Annotated in this window: 20 protein-coding genes; 12 read left to right on the plus strand and 8 right to left on the minus strand. The window is 74.2% G+C overall.

Annotated elements, in window-relative coordinates; translation table 11 throughout:
- The first annotated feature begins 4 nt into the window (after nucleotides 1–4).
- From ACZ5Y0_RS10390 to ACZ5Y0_RS10435, 10 genes are all read left to right on the plus strand, one after another.
- Nucleotides 5–1,639 carry a carbamoyltransferase family protein gene (locus ACZ5Y0_RS10390; RefSeq protein WP_469128216.1) on the plus strand — a complete coding sequence of 545 codons (1,635 nt, stop codon included), beginning with the start codon at nucleotides 5–7 and terminating at the stop codon, nucleotides 1,637–1,639.
- Entirely contained in the window at nucleotides 1,636–2,634 is a 999-nt protein-coding gene (locus ACZ5Y0_RS10395) for a glycosyltransferase (protein WP_469128217.1), read from the plus strand. Before ACZ5Y0_RS10390 ends, ACZ5Y0_RS10395 begins: the two co-directional genes overlap by 4 nt.
- Complete coding sequence (locus ACZ5Y0_RS10400; RefSeq protein ID WP_469128218.1) at nucleotides 2,631–3,188, plus strand: D-glycero-alpha-D-manno-heptose-1,7-bisphosphate 7-phosphatase; 558 nt, start codon at nucleotides 2,631–2,633, stop codon at nucleotides 3,186–3,188. Before ACZ5Y0_RS10395 ends, ACZ5Y0_RS10400 begins: the two co-directional genes overlap by 4 nt.
- Nucleotides 3,185–4,192 (plus strand): glycosyltransferase family 9 protein, encoded by a 1,008-nt coding sequence (locus tag ACZ5Y0_RS10405; protein ID WP_469128219.1) that lies wholly within the window; start codon nucleotides 3,185–3,187, stop codon nucleotides 4,190–4,192. Before ACZ5Y0_RS10400 ends, ACZ5Y0_RS10405 begins: the two co-directional genes overlap by 4 nt.
- Nucleotides 4,189–5,151, plus strand: coding sequence for a glycosyltransferase (locus ACZ5Y0_RS10410; protein ID WP_469128220.1), 963 nt, complete (start codon nucleotides 4,189–4,191; stop codon nucleotides 5,149–5,151). Before ACZ5Y0_RS10405 ends, ACZ5Y0_RS10410 begins: the two co-directional genes overlap by 4 nt.
- Complete coding sequence (locus tag ACZ5Y0_RS10415; protein ID WP_469128221.1) at nucleotides 5,148–6,383, plus strand: glycosyltransferase; 1,236 nt, start codon at nucleotides 5,148–5,150, stop codon at nucleotides 6,381–6,383. Before ACZ5Y0_RS10410 ends, ACZ5Y0_RS10415 begins: the two co-directional genes overlap by 4 nt.
- Nucleotides 6,380–7,021, plus strand: coding sequence for a D-sedoheptulose-7-phosphate isomerase (locus ACZ5Y0_RS10420; protein ID WP_469128222.1), 642 nt, complete (start codon nucleotides 6,380–6,382; stop codon nucleotides 7,019–7,021). Before ACZ5Y0_RS10415 ends, ACZ5Y0_RS10420 begins: the two co-directional genes overlap by 4 nt.
- Nucleotides 7,018–8,436, plus strand: a complete 1,419-nt coding sequence (gene rfaE2 / locus ACZ5Y0_RS10425) for a D-glycero-beta-D-manno-heptose 1-phosphate adenylyltransferase (RefSeq protein WP_469128223.1) — start codon at nucleotides 7,018–7,020, stop codon at nucleotides 8,434–8,436. Before ACZ5Y0_RS10420 ends, rfaE2 begins: the two co-directional genes overlap by 4 nt.
- Entirely contained in the window at nucleotides 8,433–9,419 is a 987-nt protein-coding gene (locus tag ACZ5Y0_RS10430; protein WP_469128224.1) for a glycosyltransferase family 9 protein, read from the plus strand. The genes rfaE2 and ACZ5Y0_RS10430 overlap by 4 nt, the downstream gene beginning before the upstream one ends.
- Before the next feature lie 154 nt (nucleotides 9,420–9,573).
- Nucleotides 9,574–10,818 (plus strand): ANTAR domain-containing protein, encoded by a 1,245-nt coding sequence (locus tag ACZ5Y0_RS10435; RefSeq protein WP_469128225.1) that lies wholly within the window; start codon nucleotides 9,574–9,576, stop codon nucleotides 10,816–10,818.
- A gap of 7 nt (nucleotides 10,819–10,825) precedes the next feature.
- Here ACZ5Y0_RS10435 and ACZ5Y0_RS10440 read toward each other — a convergent pair whose 3' ends face one another.
- Nucleotides 10,826–11,422: a TetR/AcrR family transcriptional regulator gene (locus tag ACZ5Y0_RS10440; protein WP_469128226.1), complete on the minus strand. Its 597-nt coding sequence runs from the start codon at nucleotides 11,420–11,422 to the stop codon at nucleotides 10,826–10,828.
- Between the two features lie 60 nt (nucleotides 11,423–11,482).
- Nucleotides 11,483–13,543, minus strand: a complete 2,061-nt coding sequence (locus ACZ5Y0_RS10445) for a galactose-binding domain-containing protein (protein WP_469128227.1) — start codon at nucleotides 13,541–13,543, stop codon at nucleotides 11,483–11,485.
- Nucleotides 13,544–14,105: 562 nt separating this feature from the next.
- Here ACZ5Y0_RS10445 and ACZ5Y0_RS10450 point away from each other — a divergent pair.
- Together ACZ5Y0_RS10450 and ACZ5Y0_RS10455 are read left to right on the plus strand one after the other, a co-directional pair.
- Complete coding sequence (locus tag ACZ5Y0_RS10450) at nucleotides 14,106–14,921, plus strand: SAM-dependent methyltransferase (protein ID WP_469128228.1); 816 nt, start codon at nucleotides 14,106–14,108, stop codon at nucleotides 14,919–14,921.
- 121 nt (nucleotides 14,922–15,042) lie between these two features.
- Nucleotides 15,043–15,297: an EF-hand domain-containing protein gene (locus ACZ5Y0_RS10455; RefSeq protein WP_469128229.1), complete on the plus strand. Its 255-nt coding sequence runs from the start codon at nucleotides 15,043–15,045 to the stop codon at nucleotides 15,295–15,297.
- Nucleotides 15,298–15,436: 139 nt separating this feature from the next.
- On the opposite strand, the gene ACZ5Y0_RS10460 is transcribed toward ACZ5Y0_RS10455, so the two are convergent.
- The 6 genes from ACZ5Y0_RS10460 to ACZ5Y0_RS10485 form a co-directional block, all read right to left on the minus strand.
- Entirely contained in the window at nucleotides 15,437–15,892 is a 456-nt protein-coding gene (locus ACZ5Y0_RS10460) for a hypothetical protein (RefSeq protein ID WP_469128230.1), read from the minus strand.
- Between the two features lie 170 nt (nucleotides 15,893–16,062).
- Complete coding sequence (locus ACZ5Y0_RS10465) at nucleotides 16,063–17,142, minus strand: PucR family transcriptional regulator (protein ID WP_469128231.1); 1,080 nt, start codon at nucleotides 17,140–17,142, stop codon at nucleotides 16,063–16,065.
- 350 nt (nucleotides 17,143–17,492) lie between these two features.
- Entirely contained in the window at nucleotides 17,493–17,630 is a 138-nt protein-coding gene (locus tag ACZ5Y0_RS10470) for a hypothetical protein (RefSeq protein WP_469128232.1), read from the minus strand.
- A gap of 342 nt (nucleotides 17,631–17,972) precedes the next feature.
- Complete coding sequence (locus ACZ5Y0_RS10475; RefSeq protein WP_469128233.1) at nucleotides 17,973–19,514, minus strand: SPFH domain-containing protein; 1,542 nt, start codon at nucleotides 19,512–19,514, stop codon at nucleotides 17,973–17,975.
- A gap of 78 nt (nucleotides 19,515–19,592) precedes the next feature.
- Nucleotides 19,593–20,102: a hypothetical protein gene (locus ACZ5Y0_RS10480; RefSeq protein WP_469128234.1), complete on the minus strand. Its 510-nt coding sequence runs from the start codon at nucleotides 20,100–20,102 to the stop codon at nucleotides 19,593–19,595.
- A 468-nt stretch (nucleotides 20,103–20,570) separates the two neighbouring features.
- Entirely contained in the window at nucleotides 20,571–21,368 is a 798-nt protein-coding gene (locus tag ACZ5Y0_RS10485) for a VOC family protein (protein WP_469128235.1), read from the minus strand.
- Nucleotides 21,369–21,389 lie beyond the last annotated feature (21 nt).

A 21,389-nucleotide genomic window follows, 5' to 3' on the forward strand; every position in this document is an offset into this window, starting at 1 on the left:
TCGCATGCGCGTACTGGGAATCAACGCCCTCTTCCACGATCCCGCCGCCGCGCTCGTCATGGACGGCCGGATCGTGGCGGCGACGGAGGAGGAGCGCTTCAGCCGGCGCAAGCACGGCAAGCGCCCCCTTCCCTTCTCCGCCTGGGAACTTCCCGAACTGTCCGCCCGCTGGTGCCTGGAGCAGGCCGGGCTCGACCCGGCCGAGCTGGACGCGGTCGCCTATTCCTACGATCCCGACCTCGCACGCCCCGCGGACCAACTCGGCCTGAACGACCCGTGGGACCACCTGCGGCAGGAGTACGCGCGCCGCGCTCCCGAGTTCCTGGCGGAGGCGCTGCCCGGCCTCGACCCGGCCAAGGTCCGCTTCGTGCCCCACCACGTCGCCCACGCCGCCTCGGCCGGGCAGGCGTCCCCGTACCCCGACTGCGCCGTCCTCGTGCTCGACGGCCGCGGCGAGTGCGGCTCCCACCTCGCGGGCCGCTACGCCAACCGTGAACTCACCGTGCTGGGCTTGCAGTCGCTGCCCGACTCGGTGGGCCTGTTCTACGAGGACCTCACCCAGCACCTCGGATTCCTGCGCAGCAGCGACGAGTTCAAGGTGATGGCGCTGGCCTCGTACGGCACCCCGCGCTTCCTCGACCGGTTGCGCGAGTACGTCCGCGCGGACGACGAGGGCGGTTTCCGGGCCCGCCCCGTGCCGTGGGCGTCGCTGGTCGCGCCGCGTGCCGCGGGCGCTGCCTGGACACAGGACCACGCAGACGTCGCGGCGAGCGCGCAGGCCTGCCTGGAGGAGGTGCTGCTCGCACTGGTCCGGTGGCTGCACCGGCGCACCGGTGAGGACGTGCTGACACTGGCGGGCGGGGTGGCGCTGAACTGCGTGGCCAACACCCGGCTGCACCGGGAGGGACCGTTCGAGCGGGTCTGGGTGCAGCCCGCGGCCGGTGACGCCGGAACGGCGCTCGGTGCCGCGCTGCACGTCGCCCACCAGAAGGAGACCGTGGAGGCCATGCCGACGGCCGCCCTGGGCCGCGGCTGGAGCGACGCCGAGCTGCGCGACTGGCTGGAGCGGGCGGCCGTACCGTACGAGGAGCCCGCCGACATCGCCGAGACCGTCGCCGAGGAACTGGCGCGGGACGGTGTCGTGGCCTGGTTCCAGGGCCGCAGCGAGTACGGGCCGCGGGCGCTCGGCCATCGCTCGCTGCTGGCCCATCCGGGGCGGGCGGAGAACCTGGAGCGGCTCAACGCGGTCAAGGGGCGGGAGGAGTTCCGTCCGGTCGCCCCGATGGTGCTGGCCGAGCGCGCGCCGGACCTGTTCGACGGGCCGCTGCCCAGCCCGTACATGCTGTTCGTGCACGAGGTCGCCGCCGCATGGCGGGACCGGATCCCGGCCGTCGTCCACGTGGACGGCACGGCCCGCATCCAGACCGTGGACCGGACGGCGGAACCGCTGGTGGCGCGGATGATCGATGGCTTCGAGCGGCGGACCGGGCTGCCCGTCGTGGTCAACACCAGCCTGAACACGGCGGGACGGCCGATGGTCGACGACCCTCGCGACGCCCTGGAGTGCTTCGGGTCCGCGCCTGTGGACCTGCTCGCCCTCGGCCCCTTCGCGGTCCGGCGGAAGAAGGTGTTCGCATGACGGGCGTGCCCGCCTACTCCGTGGTGATCCCCACGATCGGGCGGCCCTGCCTCGCCGCCTGTCTGCGCGCCCTCGCCGCAGCGGCCGGGGACCACCCGCCCGAGGAGGTCGTCATGGTCGACGACCGGCCCGGGCCCGCCGGGGAGCTGCCGCTGGAGGCGGCCGGCGTGCTGCGCGGGCGGGTGCGCACCCTGCGCAGCGGCGGGCGCGGACCCGCCGCCGCCCGCAACGCCGGCTGGCGCACGGTCGGCACGCCCTGGACGGTGTTCCTCGACGACGACGTGCAGGTGCTGCCGAAGTGGTCCCGGCTCCTCGCGGACGATCTCGACGCGGCCGGCCCGGACACGGGCGGCGTCCAGGGACGGCTGACCGTCCCGCTCCCCGAGGACCGCAGGCCCACCGACTGGGAACGCGGCACCGCCGGGCTGGAGCAGGCGGCCTGGGCGACCGCCGACATGGCCTACCGGACAGCCGCGCTGGCCGGCGTGGGCGGCTTCGACGAGCGGTTCCGCCGGGCGTTCCGGGAGGACGCCGACCTGGCGCTGCGCGTGCTGGAGGCCGGCTGGACGCTGCGGCGCGGCCTGCGGACGACCCGGCACCCGGTACGGCCGGCCGACCGCTGGGGGTCGGTGCGGGCCCAGCGGGGCAACGCCGACGACGTCCTGATGAACCGGCTGCACGGCCGCGACTGGTGGACCCGCGCCGAGGCGCCCCGCGGACGGCTCCCCCGGCACGTCCTGGTGACGTCCGCCGCGCTCACCGCGTCTGTGTGCGCACTGGGCGGTCGGCGCCGTGCCGCCGCGGCCGCCGGTGCCCTGTGGCTGCTGGGCACCGCCGAGTTCGCCGCGGCCCGGATCGGGCCCGGCCCGCGGACCGCGGACGAGGTCGCCACGATGGCGGTGACCAGCGTGCTCATCCCACCGCTCGCGGTGCGCCACTGGCTGGACGGCCTGGTACGTCATCGCCGGGCGCTGCCGATGGGAGGCCGGCCGTGAGCCGCCGGACCGCGGACCGCGTGCGGGTCGCCGCTGTCCTCTTCGACCGCGACGGCACCCTCGTCGAGGACGTCCCCTACAACGGCGACCCCGACCGGGTACGCCTGCTGCCCGGCGCGAGGCGGGCACTGGACCTGCTGCGGGCCGGGGGCATCGCGACCGGTGTGATCAGCAATCAGTCCGGCATCGGCCGCGGCCTGCTCACACACGCCGACGTGCGCCGGGTCAACGACCGGGTGGACACCCTGCTCGGCGGTCTGGGCACGTGGGTGTACTGCCCGCACGCGCCCGACGACGGCTGCCCCTGCCGCAAGCCCCGTCCCGGCCTGGTGATCGAGGCGGCCCGCCGGCTGGACGTGGCGCCCGAGGACTGTGTGGTGATCGGCGACATCGGGGCCGACGTGCTGGCCGCCCGCGCGGCGGGCGCCCGGGGCGTGCTGATCCCGACGGCGGTGACCCTGCCCGAGGAGGTCGAGTCGGCGCCCACCACCGCCCCCGACCTGCTCACGGCGGTCAACCGGCTGCTGGCGCGGCCACCGGGAGGACGGCTGTGAGGGCACTGGTCGTACGGCTCGACAGCTTCGGCGACGTGCTGCTCGCCGGGCCCGCCGTCCGCGCGGTCGCCGCCCGCAGCGCGCACGTGACGATGCTGTGCGGGCCGCGCGGCGAACCGGCCGCCCGGCTGCTGCCCGGTGTCGATGAGGTTCTTGTCTGGTCGGCGCCGTGGGAGGGCGTGGACCCGCCCCCGGTGCGGGCTGCGGACCTCTACGGGCTGGTACGGCGGCTGCGCGAGGCCGCGTTCGACGTCGCCCTCGTCCTGACCTCGTTCCACCAGAGTCCCCTGCCCACCGCCCTGGTGCTGCGGCTGGCCGGGATCGGCCGGATCGGCGCCGACAGCGTCGACCATCCCGGCAGCCTCCTCGACGTACGGCACCGCCGGCTGCCCGGCCGGCACGAGGCCGAGGCGGCGCTCGACACCGCCGCCGCGCTGGGTTTCCCCGCGCCCCCCGGCGACGACGGGCGGCTGCGCGTCCTGCCGCCGCCGGACACGGTCGCGCTGACCGGCAACGGCCCGTACGTCGTCGTCCACCCCGGTGCCAGCGCGCCCGCCCGCGCCTGGAGTCCGGGACGCTGCGCCGAGGCGGTGGCGCTGCTCACCGACGCGGGTCACCGGGTGATCGTCACCGGCGGGCCCGACGAGACGGACCTCACCCGGCGGGTCAGCGGGGGGACGGCGGTGGACCTCGGCGGGCGGACCGAGCCGCGCACCCTGGCGGGCGTGCTGCGCACCGCCGAGGTCGTGGTCTGCGGCAACACCGGCCCGGCGCACCTGGCGGCGGCGGTCGGCACCCCGGTCGTTTCCCTGTTCGCGCCCGTCGTACCGGCGGAGCGGTGGGGGCCGTACGGGGTGCCGTGTGTGCTGCTCGGGGACCAGAAGGCGCCGTGCGCGGACAGCAGGGCCCGGCACTGTCCCGTCGCGGGCCATCCCTGTCTGGACGAGGTCACCGGCCAGGACGTGGTGCAGGCGGTGCGGAAACTGCTCAAGGAGCACGCATGAACATTCTTGTCTGGCATGTGCACGGATCGTGGCTGACGTCGTTCGTCCAGGGCCCGTACACCTTCCTCGTCCCGGTCACCCCGGACCGCGGGCCGGACGGCCTGGGCCGGGCCCTGACGTGGGACTGGCCTCCCACGGTCCGTGAGGTGCGGCCCGACGCGCTGCACGACGCCGGCATCGACCTGATGGTGCTGCAACGCCCGCACGAGCTGGAACTGGCCCACGCGTGGACGGGCCGCCGCCCCGGAATCGACGTCCCGGCCGTGTACGTCGAGCACAACAGTCCGCACGAGTCGGCCGTCGGCACCCGCCACCCCCTCGCCGACCGGACCGACATACCGGTCGTGCACGTCACCCACTTCAACCGTCTGATGTGGGACAACGGTCGGGCGCCGACGACGGTGGTCGAGCACGGCATCATCGACCCGGGCGCACTGTGGACCGGCGAGGAGGAACGCGCCGCGGTCGTGGTCAACGAGCCCGTGCGGCGGGGCCGTACCACCGGAACGGATCTGCTGCCCCGGTTCGCCCGATGGGCGCCGCTGGACGTCTTCGGCATGCGCACCGAGGGACTCGCCGAGCACCTCGGGCTGCCGCCCGACCGCTGCCGCGGCCGGGACCTGCCGCAGGGCGAACTGCACCCGGCGATGGCCCGCTGCCGCCTCTACCTGCACCCGGTCCGCTGGACGTCACTCGGGCTGTCCCTGCTGGAGGCCATGTTCCTGGGGATGCCCGTGGTGGCGCTGGACACCACCGAGGTCCGCGAGGCCGTGCCCGAGGGGGCGGGGGTGGTCTCCAACCGGTTCGACGTGCTGGAGGACGCGGTCCGCCGCCTGGCCGCGGACCCCGCGTACGCCCGCGCGACAGGGGAGGCCGGCCGGGCCGCGGTTCAGGCCCGCTACGGAGAGCGGCGTTTCCGCGACGACTGGGAACGCCTGATCAAGGAGGTCACCCGATGAGCGCCAGTCACCCGACCGCCGGACGCGTCGCCATGGTCTCCGAGCACGCCAGCCCCCTGGCTCCACTCGGCGGCCCGGACGCGGGCGGACAGAACGTGTACGTGGCCCAGCTCGCCGGACAGCTGGCCCGCCGGGGCCACGAGGTCGTCGTGTACACGCGCCGAGACGACCCCGCTCTGCCCGAGCGCGTCACCACATCGGACGGGGTGACCGTGGTTCATGTGCCCGCCGGACCTGCGGCGCCCATACCCAAGGATCACCTCCTGCCGTACATGCCGGAGTTCGGCGCGTGGCTGGCTCAGGAGTGGGCGGCCGGACCCCCCGACGTGGTGCACGCGCACTTCTGGATGTCCGGCATGGCGGCGGTGGCCGGGGCCCGCGCCCTGGGGGTGCCGGTGGTGCAGACCTACCACGCGCTGGGCACCGTGAAGAAGCGTCACCAGGGCGCCGCGGACACCAGCCCGCCGCAGCGCGTCGCGATCGAGTCGGCGGTCGGACGGGAGTGCGGCGGCATCATCGCCACCTGTGAGGACGAGGTGGCGGAGCTGATCGCCATGGGGCTGCCGCGCGAGCGCATCTCCGTCGTCCCCTGCGGCGTCGACCCGGTACGGTTCGCGCCCGTCGCCGGGGCCCGGCGCTCCCCGGCCGCGCCCCGCCGGCTGCTCTCGGTCGGCCGGCTCGTCCCCCGCAAGGGGTTCGACCGGGCGATCCGCGCCCTGGCCGGCGTCCCCGACGCCGAACTCCTCATCGCCGGCGGACCCGAGCCCGCCCTGCTCGGTGCCGAACCCGAGGCGGAGCGGCTGCGAACGCTCGCCGAGGACTGCGGAGTGGGCGACCGGGTGACCCTCCTCGGCGGAGTCGGCCCGGACCGGATGCCCCAGCTGATGTCCGGCGCCGACCTGGTGCTGTCGCTGCCGCGCTACGAGCCGTTCGGCATCGTGCCCGTCGAGGCCATGGCCTGCTGCGCACCCGTCGTCGCCACCGCCGTCGGCGGCCAGCTCGACACGGTCGTCGACGACGTCACGGGCGTCCTCGTGCCTCCCGACGAGGACCACGACCTCAGCGCGACGATCCGCGACCTGCTCGACGACCCGGCCCGGCTCGCCCGGTACGGTGCCGCGGGCCGACGCCGCGTCCTCGCCCGCTACACCTGGGACCGCGTCGCCGACGGGGTGATCCAGGTCTACGGCGCCGTCTCCTCCGTCCCCTCGCTCTCGGGAGTCGTCCGATGAAAAGCGCCGCCGACGTCGCTCACTGCGACGACCTGATGAAGGCCCTCGGAGGGTTTCGCGAGTACGCCGCACCCGTGGTCGAGCGGTGGGGCGCCACCCTCGCCGACCGGCTCGCGTCGGGTTCCCGGCTGCTGGTCGCGGGCAACGGCGGCAGCGCCGCACAGGCCCAGCACCTGACCGCCGAACTGGTCGGCCGCTACCGCGACGACCGCCCACCGTTCTCGGCGCTCGCCCTGCATGCCGACACGTCCTCCACCACGGCGATCGCCAACGACTACGGCGTGCAGGAGATCTTCGCCCGGCAGGTCGCCGCCCACGGCCGGGACGCGGACGTGCTGATGCTGCTGTCCACCAGCGGCGCCAGCGAGAACCTGCTCGTCGCGGCGAAGGAGGCGGCCCGCATCGGCATGACGGTCTGGGCGCTGACCGGCCCGGCGCCCAACCCCCTGGAAGGCGCGGCCGACGCCGCCCTCTGCGTGGAGGCGGCGACGTCCGCCACGGTGCAGGAACTGCACCTGGTGGCCGTGCACATGCTCTGCGAGTCCTTCGACCGGACCGTGGCACGGCGCCTGGCCGTCGAACGGAGGCGATCGCGCGCGGGCCGCGGGGCGGACGCGGCGAGGGGGGACGGGGTATGAGCGCCCCGGCCCCGTTGCTCGTCGTCGGGGACGCGCTCCTCGACCACGACCTGTGCGGACGGGCCGAGCGGCTGGCGCCGGACGCACCCGTGCCGGTGGTCAGCGCGGCCCGGCGCGTCACCCGGCCGGGCGGTGCGGCCCTCGCGGCCTGGCTCGCCGCGGGCGACGGCAGGCCCGTCACCCTGGTGACCGCGCTCGGCGACGACGAGTCCAGCGCCTGTCTGGTGCGGGCGCTGGGCGACCGGGTGCGCCTGGTGCGGCTGCCGCTGACCGGCGACCTGTCCAGCAAGACGCGGGTCCTCGCCGAGGGCACACCGCTGCTGCGGCTGGACGACGGCGACGGCCGGGCCCGCGAGGCGACCGACGAGGCGCGCCGGGCGGTCGCCGAGGCCGGCGCGATCCTCGTCGCCGACTACGGCCGCGGCACCGCCGAGGTGCTGCGGGAGGAGCTGACGGCGGCGGCCGCGCGGGTACCGGTCGTCTGGGACCCGCATCCGCGCGGCGAGCGACCGGTGCCCGGCGTACGGCTGGTCACCCCGTCGGCGAGCGAGGCGCGCGGCTTCACCGGCGACGAACGGCCCGAGGGCGCGGGCGCCCTCCAGACGGCGGCCCGCGACGCGGACACTCTCGTCCGCGCCTGGCGGGCCGCCTCGGTGGCCGTGACCCTGGGCGGCCGTGGCGCGCTGCTGTCGCACGGCGACACGCCGCTGCTGGTGCCATCGCCGGTGACGGCCGACGGTGACGCCTGCGGTGCCGGGGACCGGTTCGCCGCGACCGCGGCCGGACTGCTCGCCGACGGCGAACTCACCGAGTCCGCGGTGCGGGGAGCCGTGCACGCCGCGACCCGGTACGTCGCCGAGGGCGGCGCCCGCGCGGTGTCCGCGCCGCCGGTGCCCGCACCGCCGGCGGTGGACGCCGAGCCGACGGACGACGCCCTGCGCACGGCCGCCCGGGTGCGGGCCGCGGGCGGCACCGTCGTGGCCGCCGGCGGCTGCTTCGACCTGCTGCACGCCGGCCATGTCGCTCTGCTCCAGGCGGCCCGCCGTACCGGGGACTGCCTGGTGGTGTGCGTGAACTCGGACGCGTCGGTGCGCCGCCGCAAGGGCGATGGACGACCGCTGGTGCCGGTCGCGGACCGGATCAGGGTGCTGCGCGCGCTGGAGTGCGTGGACGCGGTCGCCGTGTTCGACGAGGACACCCCGGAGCGGCTGCTCGCCGAACTGCGCCCGCACATCTGGGCCAAGGGCGGCGACTACGCCCTGGAGCGGCTGCCGGAGGCGCCGCTGGTGGAGAGCTGGGGCGGGCAGGTCGTCCTCTTCCCCTATCTGGACGGCCGCTCCACGACCGGCATCGCCGAGAAGGCGGCGCTGTCCCCGCGGCCGGTGGGGCTGGCGCACGGACGGGGGAACCGGTGACACCTCGGGTTCTGGTGCTGCGGGCGCTGGGTCTGGGCGATCTGCTCGCCGGGGTGCCCGCGCTGCGCGGTGTCCGCCGGGCCTTCCCCGGGCACGAGGTGGTGCTGGCGGTGCCGCCGGCGCTGCGCGAGGCCGCGCTGTCCACCGGGACGGTGGACAGCGTCCTGCCGGCGCAGGCGCCGCGGCGGGGCGTGCCGTCCCTGACGCACTGGACGGGACCGCCGCCGCAGATCGCCGTCGACCTGCACGGCAGGGGCCCGGAGAGCCGTGACGCGCTGGCCGCCCTCTCCCCCGGCCGGCTGCTGGCCTTCGCCCAGCCCGATCCGCCACCGCCCGAGTGGCGGCCGGACGAGCACGAACGCGACCGCTGGTGCCGCTTCCTGGCGGCCTACGGCATCCCCGCCGACCCCGCCGACGTACGGCTGCCGCCGCCGGCCGGGGACTCGCCCGCGCCGGGGGCCGTCGTCGTGCATCCCGGAGCGGAGTCCGCGGCCCGCCGCTGGCCCGCCGAGCGCTACGCCGCCCTCGCGCGGGCGCTGCGCGCGGAGGGCCACCGGGTCGTCGTCACCGGGGGCCCGGCGGAGGACGCGCTGGTTCTGGACGTCGCCGGCCGGGCGGGCCTGCCGGAGCGGGACGTGTTGCGCGGCGGCCTGCCGTTCGGCGAACTGTCGGCGCTCGTCGCCGGGGCCGCGCTCCTCGTCAGCGGTGACACGGGGCTGGCGCATCTCGCCGTGGCGCACGCGACGCCGTCCGTCACGCTCTGCGGGCCGGTGGCGCCGCATCTGTGGGGACCGCCGCGTTCGCCGCGCCATCTCGCCCTGTGGAAGCCGGGGCCGCCGGGCGACCCGCACGCCGACGTGCCCGACGCCCGGCTCCTGCGCATCGAGGTCCACGAGACCGCCACCGCGGCGCGAACGCTCCTGGAGCGTGGCCGCACCGCAGCGGGGCGGGGAGCGGAGAGCGTCGCCTCGGCCCGCCCGTGACGGCCGGATGACGGTGACGGCGCGTGCGGGCCCGCGGGCGCTGACACGGCGCCGGCGGTCGTTGCATCCGGCCGCCGGCGGCGGGCATGGTGGACGTCCTCGGTCAGGGCGCGGCCGGCTGGTGATCCATCCGTATCGGGAGGCACCGCTCCTCATGATGTCCGATCAGCCCCGCCGGGCCGGCGAACCGCCCGCCCCGCTGATGATGAAGGCCTCGCCGCTGGACGGCGAGAGCCTGGGGCAGGTCACGTTCCTGCACGTACGCGGCACCCTGGACGCCTCCAACGCCGACGACTTCTCCCATGCGCTCGCCTCGCATCTGGCGCGCGCGGAGGTCACGCGCACGCACGCCGTCCTCGACATGACGGACGTCCATCTGTCGAGCGCGGCCGCCGTGCGCGCCCTCGACCAGGTCACCCGGCCACTGGCGGCGGCGGGCCGGCCGCTGCCGATCGTGCAGCCGCGACCGCATGTGCGGGAGGCGCTGCGGCTGGCGGGGCTGCCCGGCATCCGGCCGCACGCCACGGTGGAGTCGGCGCTCCAGGGCCTCAGGGCCGCTCCGGACACGGGCGGTCCGACGGCCCCGGCCGATCCCGCGCTCCCCCCGGCGGGCGGGGACCCGCACGCGGAACTGCGCGGGCTGCGGGCCAAGCTGCGCAGCTCCGCGCTGATCGGAGTGGCTCAGGGAATCCTCGTGGAGCGCTACGGGCTGCCGACGGCGTCCGTCGCCTTCGACCTGCTGAGCAGCGCCTCCCAGCACCGCAATGTGCCGGTCCGGGTGCTCGCCTCGGCGGTGGTGACCACCCCAGCGCCGGGCCGGGCGCCCGTCCGGTCGGACCTCCCTCCCGTGCCCACCGCGCCGTTCCTCGCACGCGCCGACGTGTCACCCGTGGAACGGCGCCGGGTGCTGGACGCCGCGGCCCGCGAGGCGCTGGCGGTGACCGGCGCGCGCGCCGTGGACCTGCTGTGCGTGGAGACCGCCCGGGAGACGCTGGTGCTGGAGGCCCGGTGCAACCTGGGCGAGGCGTTCGCCGACGAGTTCGCCGAGGTGTCCCTCGTCCGGGCGCCGTGCACGGTCGCCCACACGACGCTGCGCCGCGTGGTGGTGGAGAGCGTGGCGACCGATCCGGCCCTCGACGGCGCGCGGATGCGGGAGGTGCTGCTGGCCGAGGGGACGAGGGCCCTGTACTGCGCGCCGCTGATCGGTGCGACGGGCGCCAGTGTCGGGGTGGTCTCCGCGCACTGGCCGGCGGCCGGGCGATGGCTGTCCGGCCCTCAGGAGCGGGCCCTGGAGGCGCTGGCCCGCGATGTGGCGACCTGGCACGAGTGGTACCGGCGGAGCGTCGTGGCCGACGCCCTCGACCATCTGCACCGCAGCGCCCGTCCCTCTCACGGGTGATGCTCCGTCACGGCGCGCGCACCAGGCCCGCGACGTGGGCGGTGACGGTGTCGAGGATGTCGTTCCAGACGGCTTCGTCGCCGAGCACCAGGTAGTTGAGGGTCAGCCCGTCGGTCATGGCGGCCAGATAGCGGGCCAGGACGGGGACGGGTACGGCCAGCCGCAGGTCCATGCTCGCGCGCAGTTGCTCGATGAGGTCGGCGTAGGTGTCGGCGTACAGCTCGTACTGGCGTCGCGCGAGATGCTCGAATCCCGGGCGGCGCAGGGCGTACTGGGTCAGTTCGTACGTGAGCGTGTGTTCGTCGGGGTGGGCCCGGACGTGGTCCCAGTACGCCTGGAAGCCGGCCCGGACGGTCTCCTCCAGCGTCCCGCACGGCCGGACGGCCTCCCGGACGACCGTGACGTAGTGGTCGGTGATCGCCGTGATGACGGACTCGACGAGGGCCTGCTTGGAGTCGAAGCAGTAGTGGAAGACGCTCAGGGACACGCCGGCCTCGGCGGCGATGGACCGGGTCGTCGTCCTGGCGACACCGTCGCGGGCCATCGCGCGGATCGCCGCCTCCGTCAACTGCCGGCGCCGTTCGGCCGACGGCATCCGTGCCATGTGCGTGTCCTCGGTGCTCGTGGCGGCCCGCCCGCGCACGGGCGGGCCGGCGGGAGGAGGTCAGCGGCTGTGCACGCCGACCTCGTGCAGTGAGTACCCCCACTCCGTGCCGCGCTCCACACCCTGGACGCGGACGTAGCGGGCGGGGGCGCCGGTGAAGCGGGCCGTGTCCAGGCCGCCGTCACCGGATGTCGTGGACCAGGCCGTCCGCCAGTGCTCACCGTCGGCGGAGAGCTGGATCCGGTACGACTTGCCGTACGCGCGTTCCCAGTCGAGGGTGACGCGTCCGACCAAATTCGTGGCGCCCAGGTCGATCCGCAGCCACTGGTCGTCGTTCCAGTCGCCGGCCCATCGGGTGCCGGGGTCGCCGTCCACGGCGCGGCCCGCCGCGTAGCTCGTGAAGAGGCTCCACTCCTGCGAACTGGCTGTCGCCGCGGCACCCTTGGCGAGGTTGACGCCCGCCTGGTGGCCCTCGGTGCCGCCCCAGGTGTCGAGGTAGGATTCGGCGCCCCGGAAGAGGTCGTCGACCACGTCCTGTCCGCCGACCAGCCGGATGTCCTCGATCCAGTCGGGGACCATGCCGTAGTGGGCGGCTCCGTCGGTGTTGAGGTCCCAGGTGCGGTCGCCGGTGGTCTGCCTGTCGATGACGGACCCGCCGTCGACACTGCGGAAGGGGTAGGTGACCGGGTCGGCGGCGCCCGCGCCGCGCGGGGCCGGCCAGCCGCCGACGCCGTTCATGTCGGTGCCGTAGCCGTAGCCCACGCCGTACTTGTCGCGCAGGGCGTCCGTGCGCTTCGCCTCCGCACTGAACCCTTCGGAGCCGTGCATGTACTGGGCGACGAAACCGCCGAGGCCGTAGACCCGCTCGGTCCAGTCGAGGTCCATCCAGCTGTGCGAGGAGAGCACGCCGGGGTAGGAGGCGGAGTCGAAGATGTCGAGGACGCGGCCGGTGGCCTTGACGCTCATGTGGTCGATCTCGAGCATCATCTTGCGTTTCATCATGCCGCGCACGGCGTACTCGCCGAGGGCGCTGAGCCCGCGGACGTTGCACCGGGCGTTCTGGTCGTAGGCGGGGACCTCGACGCCCGCCGGCAGGTCGTCCTCGGCCGCGGAGGCAGCGGTGCCGATGGGGTTGTCGTGCTGCGGGCCGGTGCACTTCTCCGTCTTCCAGAAGGTGCCCGTGGACAGGAACTGGCCGACGTTGATGGCCGTTCCGAGGCCGCCCTCGTCGAAGCGGACGCCGCACAGCGCGTTGTCGAACTTGTGGCACAGGAACATGCTGCGCACGCCGAGCGCGTACAGCTCGTCCAGGCCCTTGTCGATGTCCTCCTTGTCGCACTGCGCGATGTCGAGGACCTGCTTGCAGCCGAACGGCTCCGAGGTCTCGACGCCGAGGACGACCGCGAGTTTGCCCTGCGCGATCACCTGGCGGGCCTGGGCGCTGTCGGTGACGATCCGGAACCAGCCCTTGCCGGTGCCGCCGTACATCCTGTCGACGTAGGCCTGGAGGTCGTACGTCAGCTTCGCCTGGAGGCGGATCGACGTCATCTCGTCGCAGCCGCGGTCCTTGAAGAAGTACACCGAGCAGATCACGCCGTTGGTGACGAGGTCGTTGACGAGCACCCGCTGCCCGCCGCGCCAGGCGCGCTCCACCCAGGCGTAGTAGTTCTGCTGGTGGGTCAGCGAGTCGTGCGCGGGCCAGTCCTTGAAGGTCGGCCAGCCGACCGGGTCGTGCTTGCCGTCGCCGCCCCTGGTGATGTAGTCGAAGACGGCGAGGGAGCCGTCGGGGTAGTGCTCGGGACAGTCCTTGAGCGCGTCGGCGACGCCCGCCTCGGAGAAGACCTTGCCGCAGATGAGCCGGCCGCCGAAGGCCTCGTTGGCGAACAGATGGTCGTGCGCGTCGACGAAGCCGCGCACCTGCCCCTGGGCGTCGGTGCCGGTGAACGGCTCGCCGGTGACATTGATCCGGGAGTCGGGCGTGGGCCGGGCGGTCGGGTTCCACCAGTCGGCGCCGGCTGCCGAACTCGGCGTCGGTCCGAAGGTCATGGAGAGCACGAGAAGGAGCAACGACGCGACGGTGATCTGCCGTCGTCTGCGGTACGGGCGTCCAGTGTCGGTCACTGCCCACGTCCCTCGGTCGGGGGAGCGCGCGGTCGACGAGCCGGGACGCCAGGGTGTCCGGGGACGCCCGCGACCCGCACGGGATTGTCATGACCGCGCAAGATATGCGACGAGGATCGCTACTGGCGGGTTACCAGTCAAGGGTCCGGGACGACCGACCTGATGGGGCAGGACGGGCGGGGCTGACCCGTGTGCACGGGGGTCGGCTAGCACGGCCTCGCGGCCCCGCACGGAGCCCGGCAGGCCGGCGCGCGGCACGGCCGGGGCCGCGGGCCCCGCCCGGCCGTCGACTGCGCCCCGTCGCCCGACGACGCGACCCGCGCCACCGGACCGAGGTCGATCCCGACCACCCGCGCCTCCCCGCGAGCAGTCCAGCGCGGCCGCTCCCGGTCCGGCGACCCTGACCGCGACCTGACCGCACGGCACGCGCGCCGCGCACGAAACAGGGGCTCTCACGTGACCGGGTCGTTCGAAGAGGTGAACTGGCGTGCAAGGCGAGGTCGTTGAGACGTACGTTGTGCGGTGGAACCTGCACGCCTCGGCTGAAAGACGGACGCCACCCATGAGCGACTCAGCGACGACGCCCGGATCGTCGGTGCACCAGAAGATCGACACCTCGGTGCCGCACTCGGCCCGGATCTGGAACTACTGGCTCGGCGGGAAGGACAACTACCCCGTCGACGAGGAGGCCGGTGACGCCTACACCGCCGTCTTCCCCGGCATCGTCACCATCGCCCGCAGCAGCCGGGCCTTCCTGCGCCGCAACATCACCTACCTGGTGTCCGAGGCGGGCATCCGGCAGTTCCTGGACATCGGCACCGGCCTGCCGACGGCCGAGAACACCCACGAGGTCGCCCAGCGGATCGCACCGGAGGCCCGGATCGTCTACGTCGACAACGACCCGATGGTCCTGGCGCACGCCCGCGCCCTGCTCTACTCCACCGTCGAGGGCGCCACCGCCTACATCGACGCCGACGTCCTCGACCCGGACCGCATCCTGGCGGCGGCGGCCGAGACGCTGGACCTCAGCCGACCCACCGCCCTCATCCTGAGCAACATCCTCGGCCACGTCGCCGACCCCGACCGGTGCCGCGACCTGGTGACCCGGCTCATGGGGGCCCTGCCGTCGGGCAGTTACCTCTCGATCAACGACGGCTCCCGAGGCGTCGACCCCGTCTTCGAGGCGGCCCAGGACGCCTACAACACCAGTGGCGCGGTCCCGTACAACCTGCGGACCGTCGAAGAGATCACCTCGTTCTTCGACGGACTGGAGCTGATCGAGCCCGGCGTCGTCTCGGTGCCCCTGTGGCGTCCGGACCCCTCCACGCCCCACCCGGAGGTCATCGCCGAGCACGGAGGCCTCGCGCGCAAACCGTGACCGCTACGGTGCCGACGGCGGGGAACCGGGACGGCAGCGCGAGCGTCTTCCGGGAGCGGGCGGGACCCTCCCCGCCCGCCGGCGACGGGGAACGAACACGCATCCCGAACGGGGAAGCTTCATGAGCGACAAGGCACGCAAGCTGTTCGAGGCACTGGACCTCGACGCCGACGGGACGCTGACCCGCGAAGAGGTGATCACCGCGCTGCGGACCAAGGGGCCGACCCTGGCCGCGCGCGGGGACCTGCCGTCCTGGGCGCTGGGGGACGCCGACGCCTCCTCCGCCCTCTTCGACGCCGCCGACCAGAACGGGGACGCGGTGCTCACCCTGGAGGAGTTCACGGCGGTCGTGGACCGCCGCTTCGGGTGGGGCTGACACCGGGTCCCACCCCACTCACGCGGTCGGGGGAACCAGGCGCAAGGACCACGGCCGGCACCCCGCCGGTCGGCCCCGCCACACGCCCCCGAGCCGGCGGCCGCGCCGACACCCCAGGCGCGCGGCGCTCGGAGTCACCTCACGCGGACGGCCCCGAGCCGCCCGGCCGGTTCCCCGGATCCGCCGGCGTCGGGGCCGTTTCCATGGCCGTGCGCCGGTAGGCGGCACGTGCGTGACCGATCCGGGCCGCCACGGTCCCGACGAGGGTGGCGACGCACAGGCAGGTCAGCCAGAAGGTGTCGCGGTGTCCGGCCCAGGTGAGGGTCCCCATGGGCGGGACGGCGAACGCGTTCAGGGTCAGCCAGCACAGCGCGGCCGTGCCGGGCGCCGCGGTGAAGCGGGCGCACAGGCCCAGCAGGGCCGCCAGCAGGGACAGGGCACCCAGGGCGAGGCCGGGGCGGTCCGTGCCCACGACAACGTTGAGCAGGGCGACGAGCGAGAGCGCGCCGCCGAAGGCCGTGGCCCACACCAGCGGTGTGGCCACCGGCCGCGGAACGGGCCTGGCACCCGCCCTGAGGAACACCCACTCGACCATGCCCGGCCTCCTCCATTCCTCCCCCGCCCACTTGGACCGCCGACCGCCGCGACGGCGTAGGTCCCAGGACACGGAATTCTCCCACCGGCCCACGGGAGCAGACCCGTTGGCCGTTCCCGGCACCGGCGAGGAGCGGCCGTGGGCGCGCCGACCCCACGGCCGTACGCCCGCTACGGCGCGGCCTCGCCGGGGAGCAGGGGCCGCGCCGGCCAGTCGAGCAGACGGGCGCCGATGGCAGCCGTCTGAAGGGTGTAGCGGTGAGCCGGGTCGGTGGGATCCGTGCCGGTCAGGGTGTGGATGCGGGCCAGCCGATAGGTGAGCGCCCGCACGCTGAGGGACAGGCGCCGGGCCGTCGCGGCGGCCACGCAGCCGGAGTCGAAGTAGGCGACCAGGGTCTCCACCAGCGGCCCCGCTCCCCCGCGGGCCCGCTCCAGCGGGCCGAGGGCGCTGTGCACCAGGTCCATCAGGGCCTGCCGGTCGCGCGCCAGCACGGGGAAGACCAGCAGGTCTGCGGCGCGCAGCAGAGGCTCGTCGAAGCCCATGCGCTGGGCCACGTCGAGGGCGTTGAGGGCCTCCTCGTAGCTGTGTCCGATGCCCGTCGGGCCCCGTCTCGCCCGGCCGATGGCGACCTGCCCCCGGCCGGTGACGGTGTGCGCGTACCGGGCGAAGTGGGAGAGGACCTCGTCCTGGTCGCCTGGGGCGATGCACACCATCCGCCCGTCCTTGGTGGTGAACAGGATGCGCCGGTTCTCGAAGCGGCCGAACAGTTCGTCGGCCACCAGCCGGGGCACCGGATCCGTCTCGTCGTACTTCTCCGGGCCTTCGGCCACGGCGACCGCGTGGGCGCGCGACAGACGCAGCCCGAACCGCTCGGAGCCGGCCGCGAGCCGGCCCGGATCGCCGCGGCCGTGGAGCAGGTCGTCGATGAACTCTCGGCGTGCGGCCTCCTCCTTGCGCACCACGAGCCGTTGCGCCCGCTCGTAGCCGTCGGCGAAGGCGTCCACCGCCTGCTCGACGACGGCGAGCACCCTGTCCGGGTCGGCCGCCCGCGGCCAGTCCTCCCGGCTCGCGGCCAGATGCGCGCGGACCAGGGCCCGCCAGCCGTGTCCGGCCTCCGCCGCCTTTGCGCCGAGGGCCCGGCGCGTCTCGATCTCGTCGCGGGTCAGACGACGGCCCGTGGTCGCGGCCTCGGCGAGGATCTTCCCGAAGCCGTCGAGGAACGGCTCGGCGGATGTGGTGTGGATGGTCATGTCCTTCCCATGGGGCCAGGTCGTACGGTGTCCGGGGCAAAAGGGCGCGGGCCAAAAGGGTGGGCGAAAGGGTAGGCGAAAGGGTGTGTAACGAGCCGGTCGGTCCGACAGCCGGAACGGCGCGGCGGACTCGTCCCCCATCCTCGCCGACGGCGCGCAGACCCCCTACGCGGGAGTCCCCTCTGTCAGTGCGACCCTGACGGCGGGTTCAGTCGGTGGGTGACCCAACCGGTGGACGCTCAGGGTGGGTTCAGTCGGTGGGTCTCCCGACCGGTAGGTTTCAGTCGGAGGGGCCCTGGCAGAGACGCCCTGACGGTAAGTCGGTCGGTGGGTGACCCAACCGGTGGGTCTCAGTCGGAGGGCCGGTCAGGGCGTCCAGCCGACGCGCCCTGGGCGTCGAACAGCTGCACACCGACGCCGGCCAGGACCAGTCCGGTGGCGATGAGCAGGCCCTGGGCCAGAACGACACCGGTGACCAGGGCAGCCACCCCGGCCGCCAGCGTCCACCATGCCCCGGTACGGCGGCGTCCGCGAGGACATGCGGCGCGAGGACGGTCTGGCGCGCGCCGTCCTTCGAGGACGGCCGGGCACTCGTCGTCGGACTGCGGCACGACGCTCCTCCCCTCCGAGGGCGACCCGGAGCGCGGCCCTTCCGGCGTCCGGTCGTCCGCGGGGCATCGGTCCGGCCTGCCGACATGTTCCAGCGGCTCCCGATTCGAGGCCCAACAGGGTTATTTCCGAGGGAAGTAGGGGCAAACGCCACCACCGGCGGGCGTTGTCCGCGCCCGTCGCGGTGCGGCTCGGACCGGGGCGTCGGCCGGGTGGCACCGTCAACCGGTGATCTCCACCTTTCCGTTGGGGGACGCCGGTGCCGGGACCGGCGCCGGCCGCTCCTGCGCCGTGGAGTCGCGGTGGGTGATGCCCTTGAGGAGTTCGGCGAGGTCGATGCCGGTGGTGGAACCGAGGAGCTCCAGTCCCTGGGCGACGTTGTCGGCGACCGCCCGCGGGATACGGGCCGCCCCGTCCGTGGAGATCACCGTCATCTTCTCCACGGCGCTGAGCGGCTCGGACGCCTTGGCGACGACGTCGGGCAGCACCTCGACGAGCATCTGGAGGACGGCCGCGTCGCCGTACTGCCCGAAGGCGTCCGCCTTCTGCCGCATCGCCTCCGCCTCGGCCGCCCCCTTCGCGCCGATGGCCGCCGCCTCGGCCTCGCCCTCCAGCCGTACGGCCTCCGCGATCGCTGCCCGCCGGGAGCGCTCGCCCTCACCCTTCCTGAGCCCCTCGACGGCCTCCGCCTCGGCCAGCGCGCTGCGCCGCTGCTTCTCGCCCTCACCGGTGAGCCGGGACCGCTCGGCCTCCGCCTGGGCGGCGGCGATCTCCGCCGACCGCTCGGCCTCGGCCTGCTTGACGCGAGCCACCCGACGGGCCTCGGCCTCCTGTTCGGCGGCGTACCGCTGGGCGTCGGCGGGCTTACGGACCTCGGTGTCGAGCTGACGGTCCTTCAGCGCGGCTCGGCGCTCGGCGACCTTCTCCTGTTCCATGAGGATGTCCTGCTGCCGGGCGGCCTCCGCGAGGGGTCCTGCCGCGTCGGCCTGGGCGGCGGCCGCGTCCGTCTCGGCCTTGATCTCCGCCTGCTTGAGGGAGAACGTGCGCTGCGCGACGGCGATCTCCTCCTCGGCCTTGAGCCGGGCCTGTTCGGCGGCGCGCCGGGCGACCGCCTCGGCGATGTCGGCTTCCTGCTTGGCGCGGGCCGCCTCCGGACGGCCCAGGTCCTCCAGGTAGGAGCCCTCGGTGGTGATGTCCTGGATCTGGAAGGCGTCCAGGACGAGGCCCTGCCCCGACAGACTGGCTTCGGCCTCCTCGGCGACCTGGCCGGCGAACGCCGCCCGGTCGCGGATGACGTCCTCGACCGACATCCGGCCCACGATCGCGCGCAGCGCGCCGGAGAGCACCTCCTGGGTGAACCCGACGATGCCGTCCTGCTGCATCAGGAAGCGCTGGGCGGCGGCCCGGATGGAGTCCTCGGTCCCGCCGACCTTGACGATGGCGACGCCCTCGAGGTTGGCCTTGATGCCGCGCAGCGTGACAGCTCCGCGCACCGCCACCGGGATGTGCCGGGACGACAGGTCGAGCGTGAACTTCTGCTGCACGAACGGCACGACGAAGACCCCGCCACCGACCACTACCTTCTGGCCGCTGTTGTCGGTGAACACCCGCCCTGTCTCCGGATCGGTGGCCTTCTTGCCGCGCCGACCGGTGATGATGAACGCCTCGCTCGGTCCGGCCACCTTGTACCTGGTGATCACGACGAGCGCCGACAGGACGAGGAGTACGAAGACTCCCACGACGGCAAGGACGACGGAACTCATGGCGGTGCCCCCGAATCAGGTACGAGAAAGGGAAGTGGGGAGGAAGAAGGCAGGAGGAAGGGGAAGAAGAGGTGCGCCTCAGCGGTCCACGGGGCGTACCAGGACGGAGGTCGCGGTCGGTGCCGCCTCCACCCACACCTCGGCGCCCCGTGGCACCGGTCCCGCGCTGCGCGCCGCGAACTTCACCGGCTGCCCGGCAAGACGCAGCAGCACCTCACCGAAGCCGTCCGCGGGGATGGCGGTCACCACGTTGCCCGCGGTGCCGACGAGGTCGTTCCCACGGGGTGCGACGGCTGTCGGCTCACGCATCAGGGCGCGGCTGAAGCGGTACGTCAGCCATGCCGTGGCCGCTCCCAGGACGGCGCCGAAGCCGGTGGCGGCCAGGGGACTCGCACCCGCGAGCCCGGTGGCGAGGATGCCGCCGAAGCCGGTCGCCGCCACGAAGCCGGCGACGACCGGCAGCGACAGCCACCCGTCGAGGAAACCGCCCGGCACACCGTCGAGTACGCCGTCCAGCACCCCGTCGAAGAGCAGCGCCAGGGCGAGCAGCGCGGTCCCCGTGAGACCGAGTCCGAGAAACCAGGTCATCCGCGCCGTCCCCCTTCGTCCTGTCGCCGCTCTCCGGCTTGACGGGATCCTGACACGGGCATGCGGCGGTGTTCATTGCCGTGATCCGGCAATCTTCGCGCGGCTTCGATGCCGCCTCCTGGATGTGATCGACTCCGGCGAACAGAACGGCGTCGCTCGGGCAGCGGCCGGATCACCGAGCCCGTACATGATCGAAAACCGTCTGGTCCAGAAGGCGGCGCCCGCACCAGGCATGCGCGTGCCCGCACCGGGACAGAGAGGCGTGCCCGCACCGGGAGGGGTGGATTCACCGTGGTCCTCGGCGACCACATCGACACGGCACCGGGGGGCCGACTTCGCCGTCGGACGCCTCGAGCAGTGACGCCCGGCCAGTACGCCGCGGGGATCGCCTGCACCCCGCGACCGAGCGGCGCGCGGGGGTTCCGGCGGCGCGGCCGTGGCTCCCGCCGCCGGCCTGAGCGGAGGCCCTCAGGCCGAGGAGGACGGGGTGAGCACCACGAAGTCCGCTTTCGACTGGTCGAGACAGACGGCGAGGCGGCCGACGCCTTCCGCGTCCACCGGGCCCATCTGCACGCTGCCGCCGTTCCCGGTGACAGCGGCGACAGCCGCGTCGCAGTCGGGGACGGCGAAGACCGGGTGCCAGTACGCCCGCCCGTCCGCCAGGGAGAGGTCCTCCTCGGGGACCTGCATCAGCCCGCCCTGCATACGCTCCTCGGGCAGCCCGGCCGGAGTGATGAGGGTGTACGTGCCCCCGCCCGGCATCTCCATGTCACTGAACTGCCAGCCGAAGACCGCCCCGTAGAACTGCCTCGCGGCGGCGGCGTCGCTCGTGTGCAGCTCGGTCCAGGACAGCGAGCCGGGCTCGTCCGCCAACTCGAAGCCCGCCTGCTTGCCCGGCTGCCAGGCCGCGAACTGGCCGCCCGACGGGTCGGTGTACTGCGCCATCCGTCCCCAGTCGCCGAGCTCCCTCGGCGGCACCCGGACCGTGCCGCCGGCACCCTCCACCAACTGGGTGGTGACGTCCGCGTCGGTGACGGTGTAGTAGATCATCCAGGCCGAGCGAGCGCCCTCCTCGGAGAGCTTTCCGAGGCCGGCGACGGTCTTGCCGTCCTTCTTGAACATCCCGCCTTCCATGTCCCCGCCCTCGCCCATGGACTCGAAGTCCCAGCCGAGCACCGCGCCGTAGAAGGCGGCGGCGGCCCGGACGTCGGGGGCACCGAGGTCGAGCCAGCAGGGGGAGCCGGGAGTGAGGTCGGTCGTGATCACGGCTGTTCCCTTTCGCAGATC

The organism is Streptomyces sp. NPDC033216 (assembly GCF_055577115.1).

What these genes read in the sequence shown, in the direction of transcription:
- ACZ5Y0_RS10390 (WP_469128216.1), top strand. Translation starts at nt 5, where the DNA reads ATGCGCGTACTGGGAATCAACGCCCTCTTCCACGATCCCGCCGCCGCG.
- ACZ5Y0_RS10475 (WP_469128233.1), bottom strand. Translation starts at nt 19,514, where the DNA reads ATGAGTTCCGTCGTCCTTGCCGTCGTGGGAGTCTTCGTACTCCTCGTC.
- ACZ5Y0_RS10435 (WP_469128225.1), top strand. Translation starts at nt 9,574, where the DNA reads ATGATGTCCGATCAGCCCCGCCGGGCCGGCGAACCGCCCGCCCCGCTG.
- ACZ5Y0_RS10450 (WP_469128228.1), top strand. Translation starts at nt 14,106, where the DNA reads ATGAGCGACTCAGCGACGACGCCCGGATCGTCGGTGCACCAGAAGATC.
- ACZ5Y0_RS10455 (WP_469128229.1), top strand. Translation starts at nt 15,043, where the DNA reads ATGAGCGACAAGGCACGCAAGCTGTTCGAGGCACTGGACCTCGACGCC.
- ACZ5Y0_RS10440 (WP_469128226.1), bottom strand. Translation starts at nt 11,422, where the DNA reads ATGGCACGGATGCCGTCGGCCGAACGGCGCCGGCAGTTGACGGAGGCG.
- ACZ5Y0_RS10410 (WP_469128220.1), top strand. Translation starts at nt 4,189, where the DNA reads ATGAACATTCTTGTCTGGCATGTGCACGGATCGTGGCTGACGTCGTTC.
- ACZ5Y0_RS10420 (WP_469128222.1), top strand. Translation starts at nt 6,380, where the DNA reads ATGAAAAGCGCCGCCGACGTCGCTCACTGCGACGACCTGATGAAGGCC.
- ACZ5Y0_RS10480 (WP_469128234.1), bottom strand. Translation starts at nt 20,102, where the DNA reads ATGACCTGGTTTCTCGGACTCGGTCTCACGGGGACCGCGCTGCTCGCC.
- rfaE2 (WP_469128223.1), top strand. Translation starts at nt 7,018, where the DNA reads ATGAGCGCCCCGGCCCCGTTGCTCGTCGTCGGGGACGCGCTCCTCGAC.
- ACZ5Y0_RS10415 (WP_469128221.1), top strand. Translation starts at nt 5,148, where the DNA reads ATGAGCGCCAGTCACCCGACCGCCGGACGCGTCGCCATGGTCTCCGAG.
- ACZ5Y0_RS10460 (WP_469128230.1), bottom strand. Translation starts at nt 15,892, where the DNA reads ATGGTCGAGTGGGTGTTCCTCAGGGCGGGTGCCAGGCCCGTTCCGCGG.
- ACZ5Y0_RS10395 (WP_469128217.1), top strand. Translation starts at nt 1,636, where the DNA reads ATGACGGGCGTGCCCGCCTACTCCGTGGTGATCCCCACGATCGGGCGG.
- ACZ5Y0_RS10465 (WP_469128231.1), bottom strand. Translation starts at nt 17,142, where the DNA reads ATGACCATCCACACCACATCCGCCGAGCCGTTCCTCGACGGCTTCGGG.